This window comes from Staphylococcus caeli (assembly GCF_900097965.1).
In the GTDB taxonomy this organism is placed as follows: Bacteria; Bacillota; Bacilli; order Staphylococcales; family Staphylococcaceae; genus Staphylococcus; species Staphylococcus caeli.
This window is the reverse complement of sequence record NZ_FMPG01000003.1, coordinates 232406-250641: the sequence shown is the minus strand read 5'-3', so window position 1 is coordinate 250641 and position 18236 is coordinate 232406. Positions and strand designations below refer to the sequence as shown.

The window sequence follows — 18236 nt, the reverse complement described above, 5'->3', positions numbered from 1 at the left end:
AACCTGTAAAATTGATATTGTTAATTCAGGTCGCCATGTATTTGGCCATGTTTTGTTTTTAATTCCTTATTTGCTTTTCTCAAATTCAACGTTTACAACTATAACACTCAAAAACAGGGCATAGGTTACAGAAAAATAAAAATAAAGTATCTTTTATGAACAATAGAAGACATTTATTTCAAAACCAGGTGTAAATTGTTATAATTTTAATGTATTTAAATATATACATATGATAGAAATTCGATGATATCTAGATTTATTTGAATGATTGATGTTCTGGGTACTCGTAATATTTCTGTAAATATTAGTAAAAATTTTAATTAATGAAAGAAGGAATACAATGCCAAAATTAATTTTATGTAGACATGGTCAAAGTGTATGGAATGCTGAGAACCTATTTACAGGTTGGGCAGATGTCGATTTATCAGAACAAGGTGAAAACGAAGCGATTACGTCTGGTCAAAAACTAAAGGCACAGGGTATTGAAATAGATATTGTCTATACATCATTGCTTGCACGTGCGATTAAAACAACATATCATTTATTAAATGAATCAGATCAATTATTTATTCCAATTATAAAATCATGGAGACTAAACGAAAGACATTATGGTGGACTCCAAGGTTTAAATAAAGACGATGCACGAGAACAATTCGGAGAAGAACAAGTACATATTTGGAGACGCTCATATGATATTGCACCTCCAAAACAGAGTGAAAAACAAAGAGATGGTTATTTAAATGATCGCAAATATGAACATATCGATCGTCGTGTGATGCCAGAATCTGAAAGTTTGAAAGATACATTAGTAAGAGTAATACCATATTGGAATGACCAAATTTCACAACAATTGTTAGACGGAAAAACAGTACTCGTTTCAGCACATGGAAACTCTTTACGTGCGCTTATCAAATATCTCGAAGACGTATCTGATGAAGATATTATTAGTTATGAGATTAAAACAGGAGCACCATTGATTTATGAATTAACAGATGACTTAAAAGTAATTGATAAATATTATTTGTAAACGAGACAGTAACACAAACTAGTAAAACAATAATGGAGACTGCGACATGTATTTTGTCCAGTCTCCATTTTATTTGTTAAAAATATGGGATATTAAATAAAGTATTTTATTTATTGTAGCAAAGGTAAGCCTATCAATAATCGCTTTTTAATTACAGTAAAAAACTGTTACATTATTTGTTGCGTTTATGTTGTTGAATAATTTTACGTGCGCGCTTTCTTGTTTTAATATTTGGGCTATTTAAGTTTCTGCGTGCAGTTTGTAAGTCTAGTTTCATCTTGATAACCTCCTTTATTTTATAAAAAATATTATGAAGGAGAAGAACAGAAAAGTAAATAGTAATTATTACGATTTAAAACCTTTACATTAACCTTAGTATTAAATTTCGCGTAATTATTGTAAAAAATACAATATTTTTAAGTAATTTTAATGTCAAGATATGGAAATAAATGTATAATGCATAAATGCGACAAAATTAAGTAATATAGACTAAGCGTAAATAGGAGAGTAACATGACTCAAAAAACAAAAATAATTATGATCTTGATGATGTTGTTTGGCGGCTTTTTTGGACTTTTAAATGAAACACTGTTAACAACGGCATTACCAAGCATTATGAAAGACTTTGATATAGATTACACACAAGTACAATGGTTAACGACAGCATTCTTGTTAACAAATGGTGTTGTAGTACCACTATCTGCAATGGTGATTCAGCGATATTCAACACGACAAGTGTTTTTAACTGCTATTTTCATCTTCTTTATTGGGACGATTATTGCAGGCTTTAGTCCGAACTTTAGTGTACTATTAAGTGCAAGAATTGTTCAGGCCTTAGGTTCTGGTATTATGATGCCATTAATGATGACGACAATATTAGATATCTTTGAACCACATGAACGTGGGAAATATATGGGGACATTTGGTTTAGTAATTGGTTTAGCACCAGCTATTGGACCAACACTGTCAGGATATTTAGTAGAGTACTTTGATTGGCGTTCGCTATTCCACGTAGTAGCCCCAATTGCTGCAATAACTTTTATTGCTTCACTCAAGTTTGTTAAAAATGTCGGGACAAATAGAAAGACACCGATTGATATATTATCAATTGTATTGTCAGTACTAGGTTTCGGTGGCTTGTTATATGGTACAAGTTCAATTTCAAGAGATGGCTGGAACGACCCAGTCGTATTGACAACTGTTATTGGCGGAATCATTTTAGTTGTGATATTTATTTTCAGACAAACACGTCTTAAAACACCACTACTTGATTTTTCAGTATTTAAAAATAGTCAATTCGCAGTAGGTATTGTTATTATGGCTTTCACAATGATTGCAATGATTGGTTCTGAAACGGTATTGCCTATGTTTGTACAAAATATAATGAAAGATACAGCTTTACAGTCTGGTCTTATTCTATTACCAGGTGCGATTGTAATGGGGGTTATGTCGGTTGTATCAGGAATATTATATGAAAAGTATGGTGCGAAAATATTAGCATTTATTGGAATGTTAATCGTTGTCGTAACAAGTTCATACTTTATCTTTATGGATGAGCACACATCTTCTGTAATATTAGCAACTGTTTATGCGATTCGTATGATAGGTATTGCACTTGGCTTAATGCCATTAATGACGCATACGATGAATCAACTATCACGTGAGATGAATGCGCATGGTTCTTCAATGACGAATACGGTGCAACAAATTTCTGCATCTATAGGTACAGCAGGACTTATTACAATCATGAGTCAAGTTGCTAAGGATTTCACTCCAAATATGAGTGATTATAAAGGCATGAGTAAAAAAGAAATGGCAATGCAAATCCAACACGAAGCATTACTAAGTGGTTATCATGCTGCTTTCTGGTTTGCAGTGAGTATTTCAGTTATTAGTTTAATCAGTGTATTTATGCTTAAAAGTAAACGGAAAATAGAGCAAGAACAAGAGCAAACACAAGCACAAACACCAGAATAAAATAATATTAAAATGAGAATAAGCACTCAGATGAATTGAATCCAATCATCTGAGTGCTATTTTTGTTTATGTTGTGTACTTGTTTTAATGATACATGCTTAATTATTATAATTTACCTGAAATTTCACCTGCTTTATATAGTAACGGTTTAATTGGTTTTACAAAGTCGCCAATATATTCTTCAACGTGCGCATTAAATCCTTTTTTGAATTGTTGTACGCCGTAGTCAATTGCATCTTCACTAAAGTCACCTGTAATACCATAGAAGTTATAGCGATCAATATTATGGTCTTTAGCAAATTTAATCATTTCCCATTGTAATTTATAGGCACCCATATAGGCATTATATTTTGGATTTGAACCACTAGATAAGTAGTAAACTTCGTAATCATTATAAATATAAATTGCAGCAGCAAGGTCAAGGATAGCACCATCTGTTGCGATTGTTTCACGCGTGTCATCGATTTTACGTTGGGTACTCGTAAGTTGTTGATTAAGTTGTGTTTGTTTAGTTTTTTGTTTTTTAGAATTAGGACTCTCTGCTAATGCAGTTTCAACATCTTGCATCTGATTGTTTAAGTCATCTAATTTTTGTTGAAGACCATTTATATATTCATTCAAATCAATATAAGCTAATTGTAGTGAAGCATACCCTTGGTAATCTCTTTGCAATTGCTTGAAATAAGGTTCATCACGGAAGCTAAACCCATGCTTTTCTTCAGCCATTTTAAATAATTTGAAAAAACGATCTGTTTCTTCAATTGGTAATTGTCTTACTTTCACGCCCATTTCGTCAGTACGCTTGATATTACGGCGTGTTTGATAATCCATTTCTTTTAACAGTTGTTGCTCAGATTTTCCTTTTAAATCTAAAACAGATAACCAACGGATTTGGCTCGATTTAGAATAACCTACAGGATAACCTTGATGTTGATAGCCTAGTTGTTCTAAGGTACTGATAAGCATGCGATTATCATAACTTTCAATAATTTCACCATCTGCATTTCTTAAATTCTCTAAAATATATGGATCAAGTAATACATAAAGACAATTATTTTTTTTAAGTAATCTGTTAATGATTTGAAATAAAAATTTACTAGCGCGATGTTGTTATAATCGAGAATTGGGCCACGTTGGCTATAAAAGTATTTAAAATATTTTAATGCACGTGCTTCGGTAAACATACCGGCAGCTATAACCTTACCTTGTTCATCTTTAACACCTAATAGGTGCGCTTGATGTTGGGCGTCATAGTTGATACGCGTTTGTGTATAGTGAGAAAAGTGTGTTTGTGTGAATTGCTGAAATTCTTCAGGGGTAAGATTCACAAATAACATGTGTTTTTGCCTCCTTAAATGGCAAGATTTTATTTTGAAATTAAATTGAGTAACGTGTATAAACAGTATATCAAAGTCAACATTAAATACCATGAATTATGTAATAGAAAACATAATACTTATTTATAAGTAAAATTAGAGACGCTTATATATTTTGAAGGCAATTATTAAAATTAGTATAGTACATTCGGATTAATCAGTGTATGATATGATTTACAGGAATAATGTATTGAAATGATTTTAGTTTTAGGAGTGAATTGAATAATGAAAAAACTAATCGCGCTGATTGCGGTTGCTACACTTGTTATTGCTGGATGTAGCAGTGGTAAATATACAGATAAAATAGATAAAGCTGTGAAGAAACAAGAGAAATATCAAAAACATTTAGCAAAAGAACATAAAGGTGACGTTGAACGCAAATTTGAGAAAAAGAATTCCAATATATATGTTTTTGATAAAGGGAAATACGTAATGATTGCGTACAAACCTATCAAAGATGATGCAGAAGTACATCATTACACTTATAAATTTAAAGATGGTAAAGCACAATATATTAAAGATTTTAAAGCTAAAGGATATGCACAGAAACATAAACCTGATTATAAAGAAGAGAATATGGATATTGAATCATAGATCAGTGACAACAAGAGGGTGAACTTAAAAAAATTATGAAGAAACAATGCTCATTTATATTATTGTTAGTATTGGTTATTATAGCAACAGCCTGCTCAAACGATACAGAAGTACATAAAGCAGACAAGAAGGATGGTCAAGGCAGAATAAAAGTAATTATGTATGGTGATTTTAAATGTCCTTACTGTAAAAAAGTGGAAACCAAAGTCATGCCAAATTTAAAAAAAGAGTATATTGATACAAACAAAATTGATTATCAATTTGTGAATATGGCTTTTTTAGGTGATGACAGTATTATTGGTTCAAGAGCAGGTCATGCGATTCAACATTATGCACCAAAACAGTTTTTGGAATTTCAACGACTTATGTTTGAACAACAACCGGATTCAGAAAAAGCATGGATAAATAAAAAACTAGTAGATAAACAAATAGATAAGTTATCGATATCGTCATCAGTTAAAGCTCAGATTAAAGCAGATTATAAGAAAAAAGATAGTAAATCATGGAAAGCTGCACAAAAAGATCAACAACAATACAAAGACAATCATGTGAAAACTGCACCGACAGTTTATATACACGGTGACAAATTAGAAGATCCGTATGATTTTAAACAATATAAGAAGAAAATTGATAAACATCTTTAAGTAAAAAAGTCCTAAAACATATAAAGCCTATGTTTTAGGATTTTTTTATGTGTAGATACAAATCGAAATAAATTCTAAAAAACTCGGTTATACTATTGCGTTTTGTTAAAAGTAGGACTATAATAATAAATCGTAACAATTACTATTTAGGGGGATTACATAATGAAGAGAATGACATACTTACTTATAATCACTGTAGCACTTATTGTCGTTTTAGCAGGCTGTGGTAATACAGATAAAGATAAATCGGGGAGCAACGATGGCAAGAAAATTAAAATTAATACAACTGTTTTTCCGTTAAAATCATTTGCAGAACAAATTGGCGGGAAACATGTTGAAGTTTCGTCTATTTATCCAGCAAAGACAGATTTACATAGTTATGAACCAACACAAAAAGATATTATTAATGCTTCAAAGGCTGATTTATTTTTATATACAGGTGATAACCTAGATCCCGTAGCCAAAAAGGTAGCAGCAACAATAAAACAAGATGATAAAAAATTATCACTTGAAGACAAATTAGATAAATCACAATTATTAACAGATCAACATAGTCATGACGAAGAATCACATGAACATAGTGAAGAAGCACACCATCATCATGGTGGTTATGATCCGCACGTTTGGTTAGATCCTAAGTTTGATCAAACATTTGCAAAGGCAATCAAAGATGAATTAGTAAAGAAAGATCCTAAACATAAAGCAGAATATGAGAAGAATTATCAAAAATTAAATAAAGATCTTGAAAAAATTGATAAACAAATGACAGATATTACGAAAGATAAACAAGACAATACGGTATTTATTTCACATGAATCTATTGGATATTTAGCTGAAAGATATGGATTTGTACAAAAAGGGGTACAAAACATGAATGCAGAGGATCCTTCGCAAAAAGCCTTAACTAAGATTGTAAAAGAGATTAAAGATTCAGGAGCAAAATACATTTTATATGAAGATAATGTATCGAATAAGGTAACGGAAACGATTCGTAAAGAAACAGATGCAAAACCTTTAAAATTCTACAATATGGAATCATTAAATAAAGCGCAGCAACAAAATCACAAAATAACTTATCAATCATTGATGAAGCAAAATATTACGAATATTGACAAGGCGCTTAGTGATGAACATAAAATTAATGACCATAGCAAAGAAAATTCAAAATATGACAAGGCAATATCAGATGGTTATTTTAAAGATTCACAAGTGAAGGATAGAAATTTAGCTGATTATAAAGGAAATTGGCAGTCTGTATATCCTTATTTAAAAGATGGCACGCTTGATGATGTTATGAAACATAAAGCAGAAGAGGATGATTCGATGTCTGAGAAAGCATATAAAGCTTATTATGATAAAGGTTATAAAACAGATATCAATCACATTAAAATTGAAAATGATACGATAACATTTGAAAAAGATGGCAAAAAAATTACAGGGAAATACATTTACGATGGCAAAGATATTTTAAAATATGAAAAAGGTAACAGAGGTGTTAGATACACTTTTAAATTAAAAGATAATGGGCAAGAAGGATTACCAAAATATGTACAATTTAGTGATCATAATATTGCACCTAAGAAGTCAGAACACTTCCATATATTTATGGGGAATGACAAAAAGAAAGTATTGAAAGAACTAGATAATTGGCCAACATATTATCCAGCTAACTTAGATGGTAAAGGTATTAAAGAAGAAATGATGGCACATTAAATTAGTAAAGTCATTAATATTAACTTCTTCAAATCTATAAGATTCACATGAATACATTTATAGAATAAGGGAATAAAATATATGTAGTTAAAGAGTGAAACATTTTCATTGATATATTTTGTATACTTGATATAATAAGTGTATCAAAAGACTTAAAGATACTTTGGAGGTAGATTTTAAATGACAAAATTCAATTTTGATCCAGCACACTCAGTTGTGGAATTTTCAGTGAAACATTTAATGATTTCTAATATTAAAGGTAGATTTACAGATTTTAATGCAAATATTGAGGGTGACATAGAAGATTTAAATTCAATACGAGGCAACTTTACAATTGATGCAAATTCAATTGATACACGCATCGGTGATCGTGATGCGCATTTACGTGGCGAAGATTTCTTAGATGTAGCCAATCATCCAGAAATTAAATTTGAAATTACAAAAGCAGATGAAAAATCAATTACAGGCAACGTTACAATTAAAGGTGTTACGAACGAAGAAACATTCGACTTATCATATGAAGGACAAAGTAAAAACCCAATGAATGGTGCGACGACTGCAGGCTTTGTAGTAAATGGTTCAATTAATCGTGAAAAATACGGTATTACTTTCAACCAAGCATTGGAAACTGGCGGCGTTATGATTGGTAAAGATGTGAAGTTCCAAGTGAGCTTAGAGTTTGCATTAGAAGGTTAAAATTCACCTACAAATAGTTATAATGAAATACAAATAATGGGAGCTCAACAATTGTTGAGCTCCCATTTCCTATGAATCTGTTGAGTTATTTGATTTTTTGTCACGCCAATATTGTACTAAAAGCGTAATGATAAATCCCCAAGAGATAACTATAAGTATGATAGATGATACTAGTAAAAAGTTTTTATTGGTATAATCGCCGCCCACGAATAACTTACCAATTAGATTTGGTAGACTAATTAGTAATATGATAAATGCAAAATATTTTTGCTTAAGTAAGAAGCAAGCGATGATTGTCACTACAAGTAGGGAGATGCCAATAATGAAATTTACATTTTCAGACGGTCTCCATAAAGTGAAGATAGGATGATCACGCACTAAAAACTCACATAGTATAAAGATTCCAAAAGTAATTACGGACACACATCCGACGATAGTATAGGTAATTTTGCTATCGCCCCATTTTAATAATACTTTTTTTACTAAAAATAGGGTTGCGAAAAGCGAACCTACAAAGATGAAAATAATATATAAAATCAAGGCTAAAGTTAATTGAAATGAATTATCTAACATTCTTGGAATAATAGCCATGAGGAGCATAAATGAAATAATATAACCGATATACTTATACATACCTTGGGTGAGTTTGAGTTCTTTTGAAAATGTATCTGCATATGTTTTAATCGGTGTGTTTAATAACTCATCAATATTATCACCTTTAGATTCGGCAGTAGTTATATGGTCGCGCAATTCTTCTTCTATCGCATTAATATCAGCTTCATCTTTTCCACGAAATAATAATTCAATTCTCAGCTTTAATAAAAAATCTTCGGCTTTGTTACTCAACATGATTAACACTCCTCATTAAATTATTCATACCGCTATTTAAGTCATGCCATTTAGATTTAAACTGTGCTAATTCACTTTTTCCATCAGCTGTGATTGTATAATATTTGCGCTTTGGACCACCTGTACTTGATTTTTTGGTGTAGGAAATAATATAACCCTTCTTATTCAAACGCAATAACACCGGATAAATACTACCATCACTAATTTCAGGAAATTGCTGTGCTTTTAGTTTATCTAGTATCTCGTAACCATACGTTTCTCCTTGGGCAATAAGACCTAAAATTGCGCCATCTAATAGACCTTTCATCATTTGGCTTGAAACTGACAAGGCATCCATCTCCTAACTATCTTATAATATAAGATAGTATAAATTACATTTCTCGTCAACCGAACTCCAGTCACACACATCCGTGAATATCAAGCTTATATTTAACTATTAACTGCATTGTAATTTGGGTATAGTATGGATAAAGAAGGAGATGATGATATGACAACGAGCTTACCTAAAATAGGGAAACCAGCGACAAATGCACTTAATAATATAGGCGTCACTAGTTTAGAGGCAGTGTCAAAATATGATCGTACGTCATTACTTGGCATCCACGGAGTTGGTCCGAAAGCGATTGGTATTTTGGAAGACGCTCTGAAGGCAAAAAATATGAATTTTAAAGGTGAAACAGATATAGAGGTACCCTTTCAACTTACAGGAGATTTGTCGTGCGATAATGCACCAAAAAGGGAAAATATGTTGACTTTTCTTATTAACTCAGCACTCATAGATGAAGATAAACTGCGAACAGTCTTGAGTGAAGATGTAGTTTGGGAAGTTGCTGGAGCATTCAAAATAGAAGGTTTTGATGCATTGGTTCAAGAATTAACTGAACACCAAACGAATATTGCTTCAATTGAAGTGAAAGCAAATATTTCTCATGGTAAAAGTGGTGCAATCCATGGTACACAAACTGCAGAAAACGGCTCGATTGTCTATTTCTCAGATGTGTTTGAATTTGAAAGTCATCGGAAAGATGCAAAAATAAAATATATTACATCATATGTCATCATGGATGAAGGAGAATTTTAAATGAGTGTACAAGTAGAAGAAAATAAAATCATTTTCACAAGAGAATTTAACGCAACAGCGGAAAAAATATTCGAGGCATACACAGAACAATCACTATTTGAAGCATGGTTTCATCCTCAAGGCGCTACTACAGAAGTATATGAATTCGATGTAAGAACTGGAGGAAAAGCATTTTTTGCAATTCGCGCACCTCAAGGTACAAGCTATACTATCACTCAATATAATGAAGTAACTAAGCCGAAATTAATAGACTACAATGATTATTTTGCAGATAAAGAAGGTAACATAGACAGTAAAATGGCAGGCATGCATAATACAATTCAACTAGAACCAAATGAAGATGGCACAACTACATTAAATGCTATTGCTGAATTACCAGATGCAAAAGCAGCGCAACAACTATTAGATATGGGTGTTGAAGCGGGTATGAATAGTACCTTTGACAATTTAGAAAGCTTATTGGCAAGTCACTAGAAAAGTCAAAGAATTGTTGAAAACATAGCCATCACTTTTCAGTATAATTAATATTGAAAAGAGGTGTGTGTGATGAATAAACGTTATATAAAAGTCTTATGGCTTTATTCATTTAGTACATTATTACCTGCATTATTACTTAATGAAAAAAGTCTAAACAGCCATACATTTAAATGGTTTTTGCGTACATTAGCAGGTTACGGAATCTTTGCTTATGGCTTACACGTACTAACTAAATTTAAACAATAGTCGAAGTTTGAATTTATGTAATAATCCCACGTGCAATGTTGCATGTGGGATTGTGTTTTTTAAAAACGTTCTATAACACCTTGAATGGTGTAGGTATTGAGTTTATTGATAATGGTTTCGTCTACTTCGTTAAAAATGCTATCAAGCGTTTGGCTGATATGCTTACCGACATAGCATTGAGGGTTTGTATCTTTATGAATTTTAGCAAAATGCGATGTTTCTGCAAAAATGAGTTGATAGACATCGCCTAAATTAATTTCTGAAGCTGGACGTGCTAATCGATAACCTGAAATGCCTTGACTGCTTTGAATTATTTGTCCATTTCGTAAGTAGCGACATAGTTTGCGCACGAGAGTCGCATTACTATTAATACTATCAGCAATATATTGACTTGATACAGGTTCTTTTTCGGTGGCAAGTAGCGTTAAAATATGTATAGAAACAGAAAACTGCGTATTCAATGAGGTACCTCCTTTATGTACAATCTTGTGTATGATTTGTATACAAGTTGAGTTTACGGGAAATTGTACTAACTATCAATCTATTTATTTGAAAAATCTGCCAGTTTGCTCTATTCAATAACTTTGAAAACACATATAATGGCACTGTTAGTGAAATAATTTTTTAAAGATTGTAGAGGGGGACAAGAATGTTATGGTAGACAATACCAAGACGATCGACGATACATATACATCGAAAGCAACAGTTGAAAGCATTAATAGTCAAGTACAAATGAAGGCTGTCATGTTTAACCAAACGCCGGGACGTTACGCATTAAAAGCAATCATGTCTGGTTTTTTACTAGCTATCGTGACAGTGTTCATGCTTGCGATTAAAACACAATTTACTGGAACAAATGAAGGTTTAGTAAACTTAATGGGTGCCATTTCTTTTAGTTTGGCTTTAGTACTTATCGTTCTTACCAATTCAGAACTGTTAACGAGTAATTTTATGTACTTAACAGTAGGCTGGTACTACAAAGTAATTACAATGAATAAGGTGTTAGCAATTTGTTTGTATTGTTTTCTATTCAATATTATTGGTGGGTTTATACTATTCGCATTGATGAAATTCACACCAATTATGTCACCTGAAATGCTAAGTAGCTTAACTAAAATGGTAGACGGTAAAACAATTGATAGTACTTGGTATGCGATTCTAGTCAAAGCGATATTCTGTAACTTCTTTATTAATATTGGTATTTATGTATCGATACAATTTAAAGATGGTTTATCTAAAGCGTTTTTCATTGCATGTGGCGTTGTCGTTTTTGTATTTATGGGATATGAGCATGTCGTTTTCAATGCAGGATTGTATGCAGGTATGGTATTTTATGACATTGACGCTGTAGCTTGGTTACATGTATTAAAAAATATTGTATTTGCCTTCATAGGTAACTTTATCGGCGGCGGTATCTTTGTTGGTTTAGTATACGCGTACTTAAATGGTAAAAGAGATAGCCTAAGTAATTAAATTTCTGAAATCGAAATGGATATGACAACTTTAAAATGAATAAAAGTTAGTTAAACGTTAATATTAAGCCTAAGACATTGATGTGTTTTAGGCATTTTATGATATTAGATGCAAAAATATTTTTCAGAACGTATTTATTGACGCCATGTGTGTGAAGCCATATTGTAATATTATGATGAAACTTTGTGTTTGTGCATGAATTTAATTTTTTAATATATGTATGAATGAAAGATAGGAGCGATAACATGTCGGATTATAATATTAGAATTGCTGAAGAATCAGATGCTGAGGTATTACATCAGTTAATGCATGAGGCATTTACCCCATTAAGAGAGTTAGGTATCGATTGGCCATCTGTAAATGCAGATCTAGATTTAGTGAAGAATAATCTCATCAAAAATACGACCTTTGTATTGGAAAATGGTAGTGAAATCATTTCAACAATTACTGTTCGTTTCCCATGGGAAAGTAAACGTCGATTATCCATTTATCCATTTGTGTGGTGGTTTGCGACAAAACCGTCATATGATGGGCAAGGTATAGGTAGTAAACTTTTAAAATATGTGGAAGAGACATTTTTACGCGATACATTGAAAGTACCTGCAGTAACACTAGGAACATCAGCACGTAAGCACCCATGGTTACTTGAGATTTATAAAAAACGTGGCTATGAAGTGTATGCTGAACACGAAACAAATGATGGCGATTTAGGTGTGATTATGAGAAAAGTACTGATACCGGATCGTTTTGATGAAGCGGTTTTAGGACAACCACCTTTTAAATAAGCTTAATACTTAGGGAATCCTTTTATGATTGAAGTAAGGGGATTCCCTATTTTTACATACATTTGTGAATATTTTCACATAAATACATGTATTTGTATTACAATTTAAGTATAAAGAGAGTGGGGAATCTAATGACACAAACAATTATGGTTATACATGGTATGAGGCATGGTAAGCAGAACCAAATACTTGGCGATTTTGTAAATGAATTGATGGCAGGGCATAAAAGCACAATTCATCTTTCTTTTTTAGAAAGTAATACACAACATTTAGAACGCGTGATGACAAATTTAATACATGAAGGACATCAGTCATTTCAAATCATACCGTTATTGTTATTTTCAGCTCAGCACTATTGTGATGATATACCAAACATTTTAAATGAAATTAAACAGACTTACCCGCAAATAGAGTATCGTATGGCGCAACCATTAGCAACACATCAATGGATGGCATCTATCATGATTGACCACATAATACAGGTGTTCAAACGTGTTACACAAGTCGATAGAATTATATTTATCGGACATGGGAGCTCTGTTTATGATATGCCAAATATTGAACTAAATCAGTTGATGCAAGCCTGCGATGTGTTTGATAAGCCTATGTATATGATGATGGTTTATGGGGATTATCATTTCAAGCATTTGCTTCAACCATTCCTATTAATGAATGAAAGTATCTTGATTGTACCAGTGTTTCTTTATGATGGATTTCTCGTGAATAAAGTCAAATATGAAATCGCGCATATGCAGTCGTCAAGTAAGGTTCATTATGCTGAGGCGATTAATTTTGATCCAAAGCTCTCAAAAATAATAGAAGATAGAATTCAAGAGATAGAGGTGTTACGCAATGTATCCTATTCAACTTAACTTAAATGATAAACGTGTAGTAGTTATAGGTGGTGGCAAGATTGCTTATCGAAAAGTAAAACAAATATTAAAAGAAGACTTAGGTACGCTTCATATTATTAGTAAAAAATTTCTTCCAGAATTCTTTGAAATTGAACATCCTAATGTCAAATTAAGAACCAAATGTTATGACCACACAGACATTGAAGGTGCAGACATAATTATCGCTGCCACAAATGATGCATCGGTAAATACACAAATAAAACGAGATGCTAAAAGTTATCAATGGGTAAATCAAACTGATAATAAAACGCAATCAGATTTTTATAATATGAGAGAGATTGAATTTGATGACATTAAGCTAACGTTCAGTTCAGAAGGTATAGATTGTAGAAAAGTGAAGCACATCGCACAAGCAGTAGAAACTTTTTTAAATGAAACATACAAGGAGGATAAATCATGACTAAGCAAAGATTAGTAATGATTGGCAATGGTATGGCAGGCTTGCGTACAATTGAAGAAATATTAGATAGAGATGCAGATAAATATGACATCACAATCATTGGGAAAGAACAGTATCCAAATTATAACCGCATTATGTTATCTAATATTTTACAAAACAAAATGACAGTTGAAGAAACTATTATGAATGATTATGACTGGTATGAAGCACATCATATTCGCCTGATTGTCGGTGATCCGGTCGTCGAAGTTCAACGTAAGGAAAAACAGGTGATAACACAATCGGGCATCCATGTGGCATATGATGTGTGTATCTTTGCTACAGGGTCGCGTGCATTTGTCTTACCAATCCCTGGTTCAACATTGCCTAGCGTTATTGGATGGCGGACAATTGATGATACTGAGAAAATGATTGAAATTGCACAATCGAAAAAACAAGCGATTGTCATAGGTGGAGGCTTACTTGGCTTAGAGTGTGCGAGAGGCTTATTAGATCAAGGGATGGAAGTTACAGTTATACATTTAGCAGAATGGCTTATGGAGATGCAATTAGATAAAAAAGCCGGCGATTTGTTGAAAGCAGATTTAGAAGCACAAGGTATGAAATTTAAAATGCAAGCGAGTACGACAGAAATTCTTGGTGATGAAGATGTAACGGGTATTGTCTTGGCAGATGGAAGTACATTAGATGCAGATTTAGTGGTTATGGCTGTTGGTATTAGACCCTATATTCAAGTTGCGGAACAATGTGGATTGGTAGTGAATAGAGGTATTCAAGTCAATGGTTATATGCAAACAAGTGATGATGCTATCTATGCAGTGGGTGAATGTGCAGAACATCAAGGTCAAGTATATGGACTCGTTGCTCCATTATATGAACAAGGCAAAGTACTTGCTGATTATTTAACAGATAGAGAAACCGTTGCTTATCAAGGGTCAACAACATTTACTTCACTCAAAGTATCGGGATGTGATTTGTATAGTGCTGGCTATATTAAAGAAGATGATGACGTACATGGTATCGAAATATTTGATAGTCAGTCGAATCATTACAAGAAAATATTTATTAAAGATAATGTAATTGTTGGTGCAGTACTTTATGGTGATATAGATGATGGTTCTCGATTCTTTAATATGATGAAAAAAGCAGAAGTACTAGATGACTACACAATGGTTTCGCTATTGCATAAAGGTGGTGAAACGGGTGGATTAGATATTGCTGATATGGCGGACGATGCTACGATTTGTGGTTGTAATGGTGTGGATAAAGCAACGATTGTTAACGCCATAACTTCGAATGGTCTTACGAGCGTAGATGAAGTGACAAAAACCACTAAAGCTGGTAATTCTTGTGGAAAATGTAAGGGGCAAATCGCTCAAATATTAGAGCATACACTTGGCGATGATTTCGTTGCCGCACAACCCACAGGCATCTGTGCATGCACGGATTTAACACGTGACCAAATTGTAACGCAAATTCGAGCTAAAGGATTAAAGACATCTGCAGCAGTAAGAGAACAACTGCAATTCAAAGATGAGTTTGGTTGCCCTAAATGTAGACCTGCTATCAATTATTATTTAAATATGATTTATCCAGCTGAACATCAAGATGAAATTGAATCTAGATTTGCAAACGAACGTTATCATGCCAATATTCAAAATGATGGAACATTTTCAGTAATTCCTCAAATGAGAGGCGGTGTGACAGATGCTGAACAACTGATTCGTCTCGGAGAAGTAGCACAGAAATATAACGTACCTTTAGTTAAAGTGACAGGTTCACAACGTATTGGATTATATGGTGTAAAAAAAGAATCCCTTCCTAAAGTTTGGGAAGATTTAGAAATGCGTTCAGCATCAGCATATGGTAAAAAGACGCGTTCTGTTAAAAGTTGTGTCGGTAAAGAATTCTGCCGATTTGGCACGCAATTTACGACACAATTAGGCATAAGACTAGAGAAAACATTCGAATATATCGATACACCTCATAAATTTAAAATGGGCGTTTCAGGTTGTCCAAGAAGCTGTGTAGAATCTGGTGTTAAAGATTTCGGTGTTATAGGTGTTGAGAATGGTTTCCAAATCTATATCGGTGGTAATGGTGGCACTGATGTTGTCATAGGTCAGCATTTAACAACGGTCGAAACTGAAGATGAAGTTATCAAATTATGTGGTGCTTATATGCAATATTACAGAGAAACTGCAATTTATGCAGAACGTACAGCACCATGGTTGCAACGTATTGGATTTGAACAAGTACAAGCTGTGTTGTTAGATGAAGCACGTCAAAACGAATTATTTGAAAAGATTATGGAAGCAAAACATGCAGTATCGCAAGAGCCATGGTCAACAATTGTTAACGCTTCTAAAGAGAGCGCAATATTTAAAGTAGAGGAAGTGAAAGTATGACGACAGTAAACAAAGTAAAGGTAGCGAGACTTGAAGATCTGACACCATTAATAGGTAAAAAAGTCATCGTTCAAGATAAAGAAATTGGATTGTTTTTAACCAGTGCGGGACAGGTTCATGCTGTGCATAATATATGTCCACATAAACAAGGGCCTTTGTCAGAAGGTACTGTAAGCGGACATTATGTATACTGTCCACTACATGATCAGAAAGTAGATTTAACAACTGGTATCGTTCAAGAACCAGACACTGGGTGCGTAGATGTCTTTCCTGTTGAAATTGCAGATGGAGATATTTATTTATGTCTTTAAATAATCAGGGGACTATTTTTTTCATTGGTGCTGGACCTGGGAATCCAGAATTATTAACTAAAAAGGCTGTACGCCTCATTAAATCTGCAGATATAGTCTTGTATGATCGCTTAGTCAATCCATTTATTTTACAATTAATCAGACCAGAAACGGAAATTATAGATGTTGGTAAAAAGCCATATCATAAACATATACAGCAACAACAGATTAATGAGCAAATCGTTACTGCTGCGCAAAACCATCGATGTGTAGTCAGATTAAAAGGTGGCGATCCAGCAATATTCGGCAGAGTCCATGAAGAAATTAGTGCGATTCGTCAGTATGATATCGATTTTGAAGTTATTCCTGGTATTACGACGGCAAGTGCAACCGTTGCATCTCTAGGATTAGGGTTAACCATAAGAAACATTGCCTCTAAAGTCACATTTACCACGGGACATTTTAAAGATGACAATCACCAAACGACTGATGTAACAAGTCTATTAAATGGTGGGACACTCGCAATCTATATGGGTGTTAAGCGTTTAAAGACAATTATGCATGATATTTATCAGGCAACCCAGATTGATTATCCGGTTATTATTGTGTTTAATGTATCGTCCTATAATGAAAAATATTATTATGGCACGGTGAAAACGATACATGATCAAGTAGCAAATATGAGAGATACAAATACACCTGGCATGATTATTGTAGGCGAAATTGCTGATGCGTCTCTAATAAGTAAGAGTATTAAAGAAAAAAATGAACAACAACGTATTCTAGTGTCAGGACCACGTGAAAAAGCATTGGATAAAGCTTTTGAACTGTATGAAGAAGGACATTGGTGCGTGATTAATCCGATAGATTTTAAAAATGCACATGCAAGTCAACAAGAATTGTTGCGACAATTGACAGCTGAGAATTATGATGCAGTAATAGATGTAGTGTAAAATTTAAATTGAATTATTAACAAAAAGTAAAGTCATGCACATGTTTAGCTGACTTTACTTTTTATTTTTTGCAATTTATTGGATTAACAGTTTCTCGAAAATAATACGAGTTGCATTATAGAAAATGCAAAAGACATAGATTTGTAAATTTCAAAAAAATTTTTATTTAAAAATAATTCACTGATTCTACAACTAAATTTTACAAAATATTAATTATAACGATATAAAATATGTTATATTGTATTTATACAGTTATTTAAATTTTGGGGAAAATTTATTATTTTGGAATGTTGCGTAGTACAAAATAAAACATGAGGTGATTTTATGAAACGTA

General features: G+C 32.9%; 20 protein-coding genes and 1 pseudogene. 16 read left to right on the top strand and 5 right to left on the bottom strand.

All coding sequences use genetic code 11. The features are described from left to right. The first annotated feature begins 340 nt into the window (after window positions 1–340). Window positions 341–1027 (top strand): 2,3-diphosphoglycerate-dependent phosphoglycerate mutase, encoded by a 687-nt coding sequence (locus BJS11_RS06030; RefSeq protein WP_069995536.1) that lies wholly within the window; start codon window positions 341–343, stop codon window positions 1025–1027. Window positions 1028–1199: 172 nt separating this feature from the next. Here BJS11_RS06030 and BJS11_RS13580 read toward each other — a convergent pair whose 3' ends face one another. After that, window positions 1200–1304 (bottom strand): putative metal homeostasis protein, encoded by a 105-nt coding sequence (locus BJS11_RS13580; RefSeq protein WP_017722768.1) that lies wholly within the window; start codon window positions 1302–1304, stop codon window positions 1200–1202. Between the two features lie 235 nt (window positions 1305–1539). Between BJS11_RS13580 and BJS11_RS06025 the strand changes: the two genes are divergently transcribed. After that, window positions 1540–3003 carry an MDR family MFS transporter gene (locus BJS11_RS06025; protein ID WP_069995537.1) on the top strand — a complete coding sequence of 488 codons (1464 nt, stop codon included), beginning with the start codon at window positions 1540–1542 and terminating at the stop codon, window positions 3001–3003. A 105-nt stretch (window positions 3004–3108) separates the two neighbouring features. Here the strand turns inward: BJS11_RS06025 and BJS11_RS06020 are convergent. After that, a pseudogene (locus BJS11_RS06020) lies at window positions 3109–4340 on the bottom strand (aminoacyltransferase). Between the two features lie 264 nt (window positions 4341–4604). Between BJS11_RS06020 and BJS11_RS06015 the strand changes: the two are divergent. From BJS11_RS06015 to BJS11_RS06000, 4 genes are all read left to right on the top strand, one after another. Further along, window positions 4605–4973, top strand: coding sequence for a cystatin-like fold lipoprotein (locus BJS11_RS06015; protein ID WP_069995538.1), 369 nt, complete (start codon window positions 4605–4607; stop codon window positions 4971–4973). Between the two features lie 35 nt (window positions 4974–5008). Next, on the top strand, window positions 5009–5617 hold the full coding sequence (locus tag BJS11_RS06010) for a DsbA family protein (RefSeq protein WP_069995539.1): 609 nt from the start codon (window positions 5009–5011) through the stop codon (window positions 5615–5617). Window positions 5618–5779: 162 nt separating this feature from the next. Next, window positions 5780–7330: a zinc ABC transporter substrate-binding lipoprotein AdcA gene (adcA, locus tag BJS11_RS06005; protein ID WP_069995540.1), complete on the top strand. Its 1551-nt coding sequence runs from the start codon at window positions 5780–5782 to the stop codon at window positions 7328–7330. Window positions 7331–7510: 180 nt separating this feature from the next. Beyond that, window positions 7511–8026 (top strand): YceI family protein, encoded by a 516-nt coding sequence (locus tag BJS11_RS06000; protein WP_069995541.1) that lies wholly within the window; start codon window positions 7511–7513, stop codon window positions 8024–8026. A 69-nt stretch (window positions 8027–8095) separates the two neighbouring features. On the opposite strand, the gene BJS11_RS05995 is transcribed toward BJS11_RS06000, so the two are convergent. Beyond that, window positions 8096–8875 carry a hypothetical protein gene (locus tag BJS11_RS05995; RefSeq protein ID WP_069995542.1) on the bottom strand — a complete coding sequence of 260 codons (780 nt, stop codon included), beginning with the start codon at window positions 8873–8875 and terminating at the stop codon, window positions 8096–8098. Continuing rightward, a complete protein-coding gene (locus BJS11_RS05990) occupies window positions 8865–9203 on the bottom strand; it encodes a PadR family transcriptional regulator (RefSeq protein ID WP_069995543.1) in 339 nt (112 codons plus the stop codon). The genes BJS11_RS05995 and BJS11_RS05990 overlap by 11 nt, the downstream gene beginning before the upstream one ends. Before the next feature lie 135 nt (window positions 9204–9338). Between BJS11_RS05990 and BJS11_RS05985 the strand changes: the two genes are divergently transcribed. The 3 genes from BJS11_RS05985 to BJS11_RS13780 all read left to right on the top strand — a co-directional run bounded on the left by BJS11_RS05985 (window position 9339) and on the right by BJS11_RS13780 (window position 10679). Beyond that, a complete protein-coding gene (locus BJS11_RS05985; RefSeq protein ID WP_245167080.1) occupies window positions 9339–9956 on the top strand; it encodes a helix-hairpin-helix domain-containing protein in 618 nt (205 codons plus the stop codon). After that, a complete protein-coding gene (locus BJS11_RS05980) occupies window positions 9957–10430 on the top strand; it encodes an SRPBCC family protein (RefSeq protein WP_069995544.1) in 474 nt (157 codons plus the stop codon). It abuts the gene before it with no gap. 72 nt (window positions 10431–10502) lie between these two features. Then, window positions 10503–10679 (top strand): hypothetical protein, encoded by a 177-nt coding sequence (locus BJS11_RS13780; RefSeq protein WP_167351810.1) that lies wholly within the window; start codon window positions 10503–10505, stop codon window positions 10677–10679. A 59-nt stretch (window positions 10680–10738) separates the two neighbouring features. On the opposite strand, the gene BJS11_RS05975 is transcribed toward BJS11_RS13780, so the two are convergent. Beyond that, a complete protein-coding gene (locus BJS11_RS05975; protein ID WP_069995545.1) occupies window positions 10739–11140 on the bottom strand; it encodes an Rrf2 family transcriptional regulator in 402 nt (133 codons plus the stop codon). 193 nt (window positions 11141–11333) lie between these two features. Here BJS11_RS05975 and BJS11_RS05970 point away from each other — a divergent pair, with 193 nt between their 5' ends. The 7 genes from BJS11_RS05970 to cobA all read left to right on the top strand — a co-directional run bounded on the left by BJS11_RS05970 (window position 11334) and on the right by cobA (window position 17902). Further along, window positions 11334–12152 carry a formate/nitrite transporter family protein gene (locus BJS11_RS05970; RefSeq protein ID WP_069995546.1) on the top strand — a complete coding sequence of 273 codons (819 nt, stop codon included), beginning with the start codon at window positions 11334–11336 and terminating at the stop codon, window positions 12150–12152. 245 nt (window positions 12153–12397) lie between these two features. Beyond that, window positions 12398–12937 carry a GNAT family N-acetyltransferase gene (locus tag BJS11_RS05965; protein WP_069995547.1) on the top strand — a complete coding sequence of 180 codons (540 nt, stop codon included), beginning with the start codon at window positions 12398–12400 and terminating at the stop codon, window positions 12935–12937. A 131-nt stretch (window positions 12938–13068) separates the two neighbouring features. Next, the gene (locus tag BJS11_RS05960; RefSeq protein ID WP_069995548.1) at window positions 13069–13809 is read left to right on the top strand and encodes a sirohydrochlorin chelatase; all 741 of its coding nucleotides are present in this window, start codon (window positions 13069–13071) and stop codon (window positions 13807–13809) included. Continuing rightward, window positions 13790–14251 carry a precorrin-2 dehydrogenase/sirohydrochlorin ferrochelatase family protein gene (locus BJS11_RS05955; RefSeq protein ID WP_069995549.1) on the top strand — a complete coding sequence of 154 codons (462 nt, stop codon included), beginning with the start codon at window positions 13790–13792 and terminating at the stop codon, window positions 14249–14251. The genes BJS11_RS05960 and BJS11_RS05955 overlap by 20 nt, the downstream gene beginning before the upstream one ends. Further along, on the top strand, window positions 14248–16659 hold the full coding sequence (nirB, locus tag BJS11_RS05950; protein ID WP_069995550.1) for a nitrite reductase large subunit NirB: 2412 nt from the start codon (window positions 14248–14250) through the stop codon (window positions 16657–16659). Before BJS11_RS05955 ends, nirB begins: the two co-directional genes overlap by 4 nt. Further along, window positions 16656–16970, top strand: a complete 315-nt coding sequence (nirD, locus tag BJS11_RS05945; RefSeq protein WP_069995551.1) for a nitrite reductase small subunit NirD — start codon at window positions 16656–16658, stop codon at window positions 16968–16970. Before nirB ends, nirD begins: the two co-directional genes overlap by 4 nt. After that, window positions 16961–17902 carry a uroporphyrinogen-III C-methyltransferase gene (gene cobA / locus BJS11_RS05940; RefSeq protein ID WP_069995552.1) on the top strand — a complete coding sequence of 314 codons (942 nt, stop codon included), beginning with the start codon at window positions 16961–16963 and terminating at the stop codon, window positions 17900–17902. The genes nirD and cobA overlap by 10 nt, the downstream gene beginning before the upstream one ends. The last annotated feature ends 334 nt before the right edge of the window (window positions 17903–18236 follow it).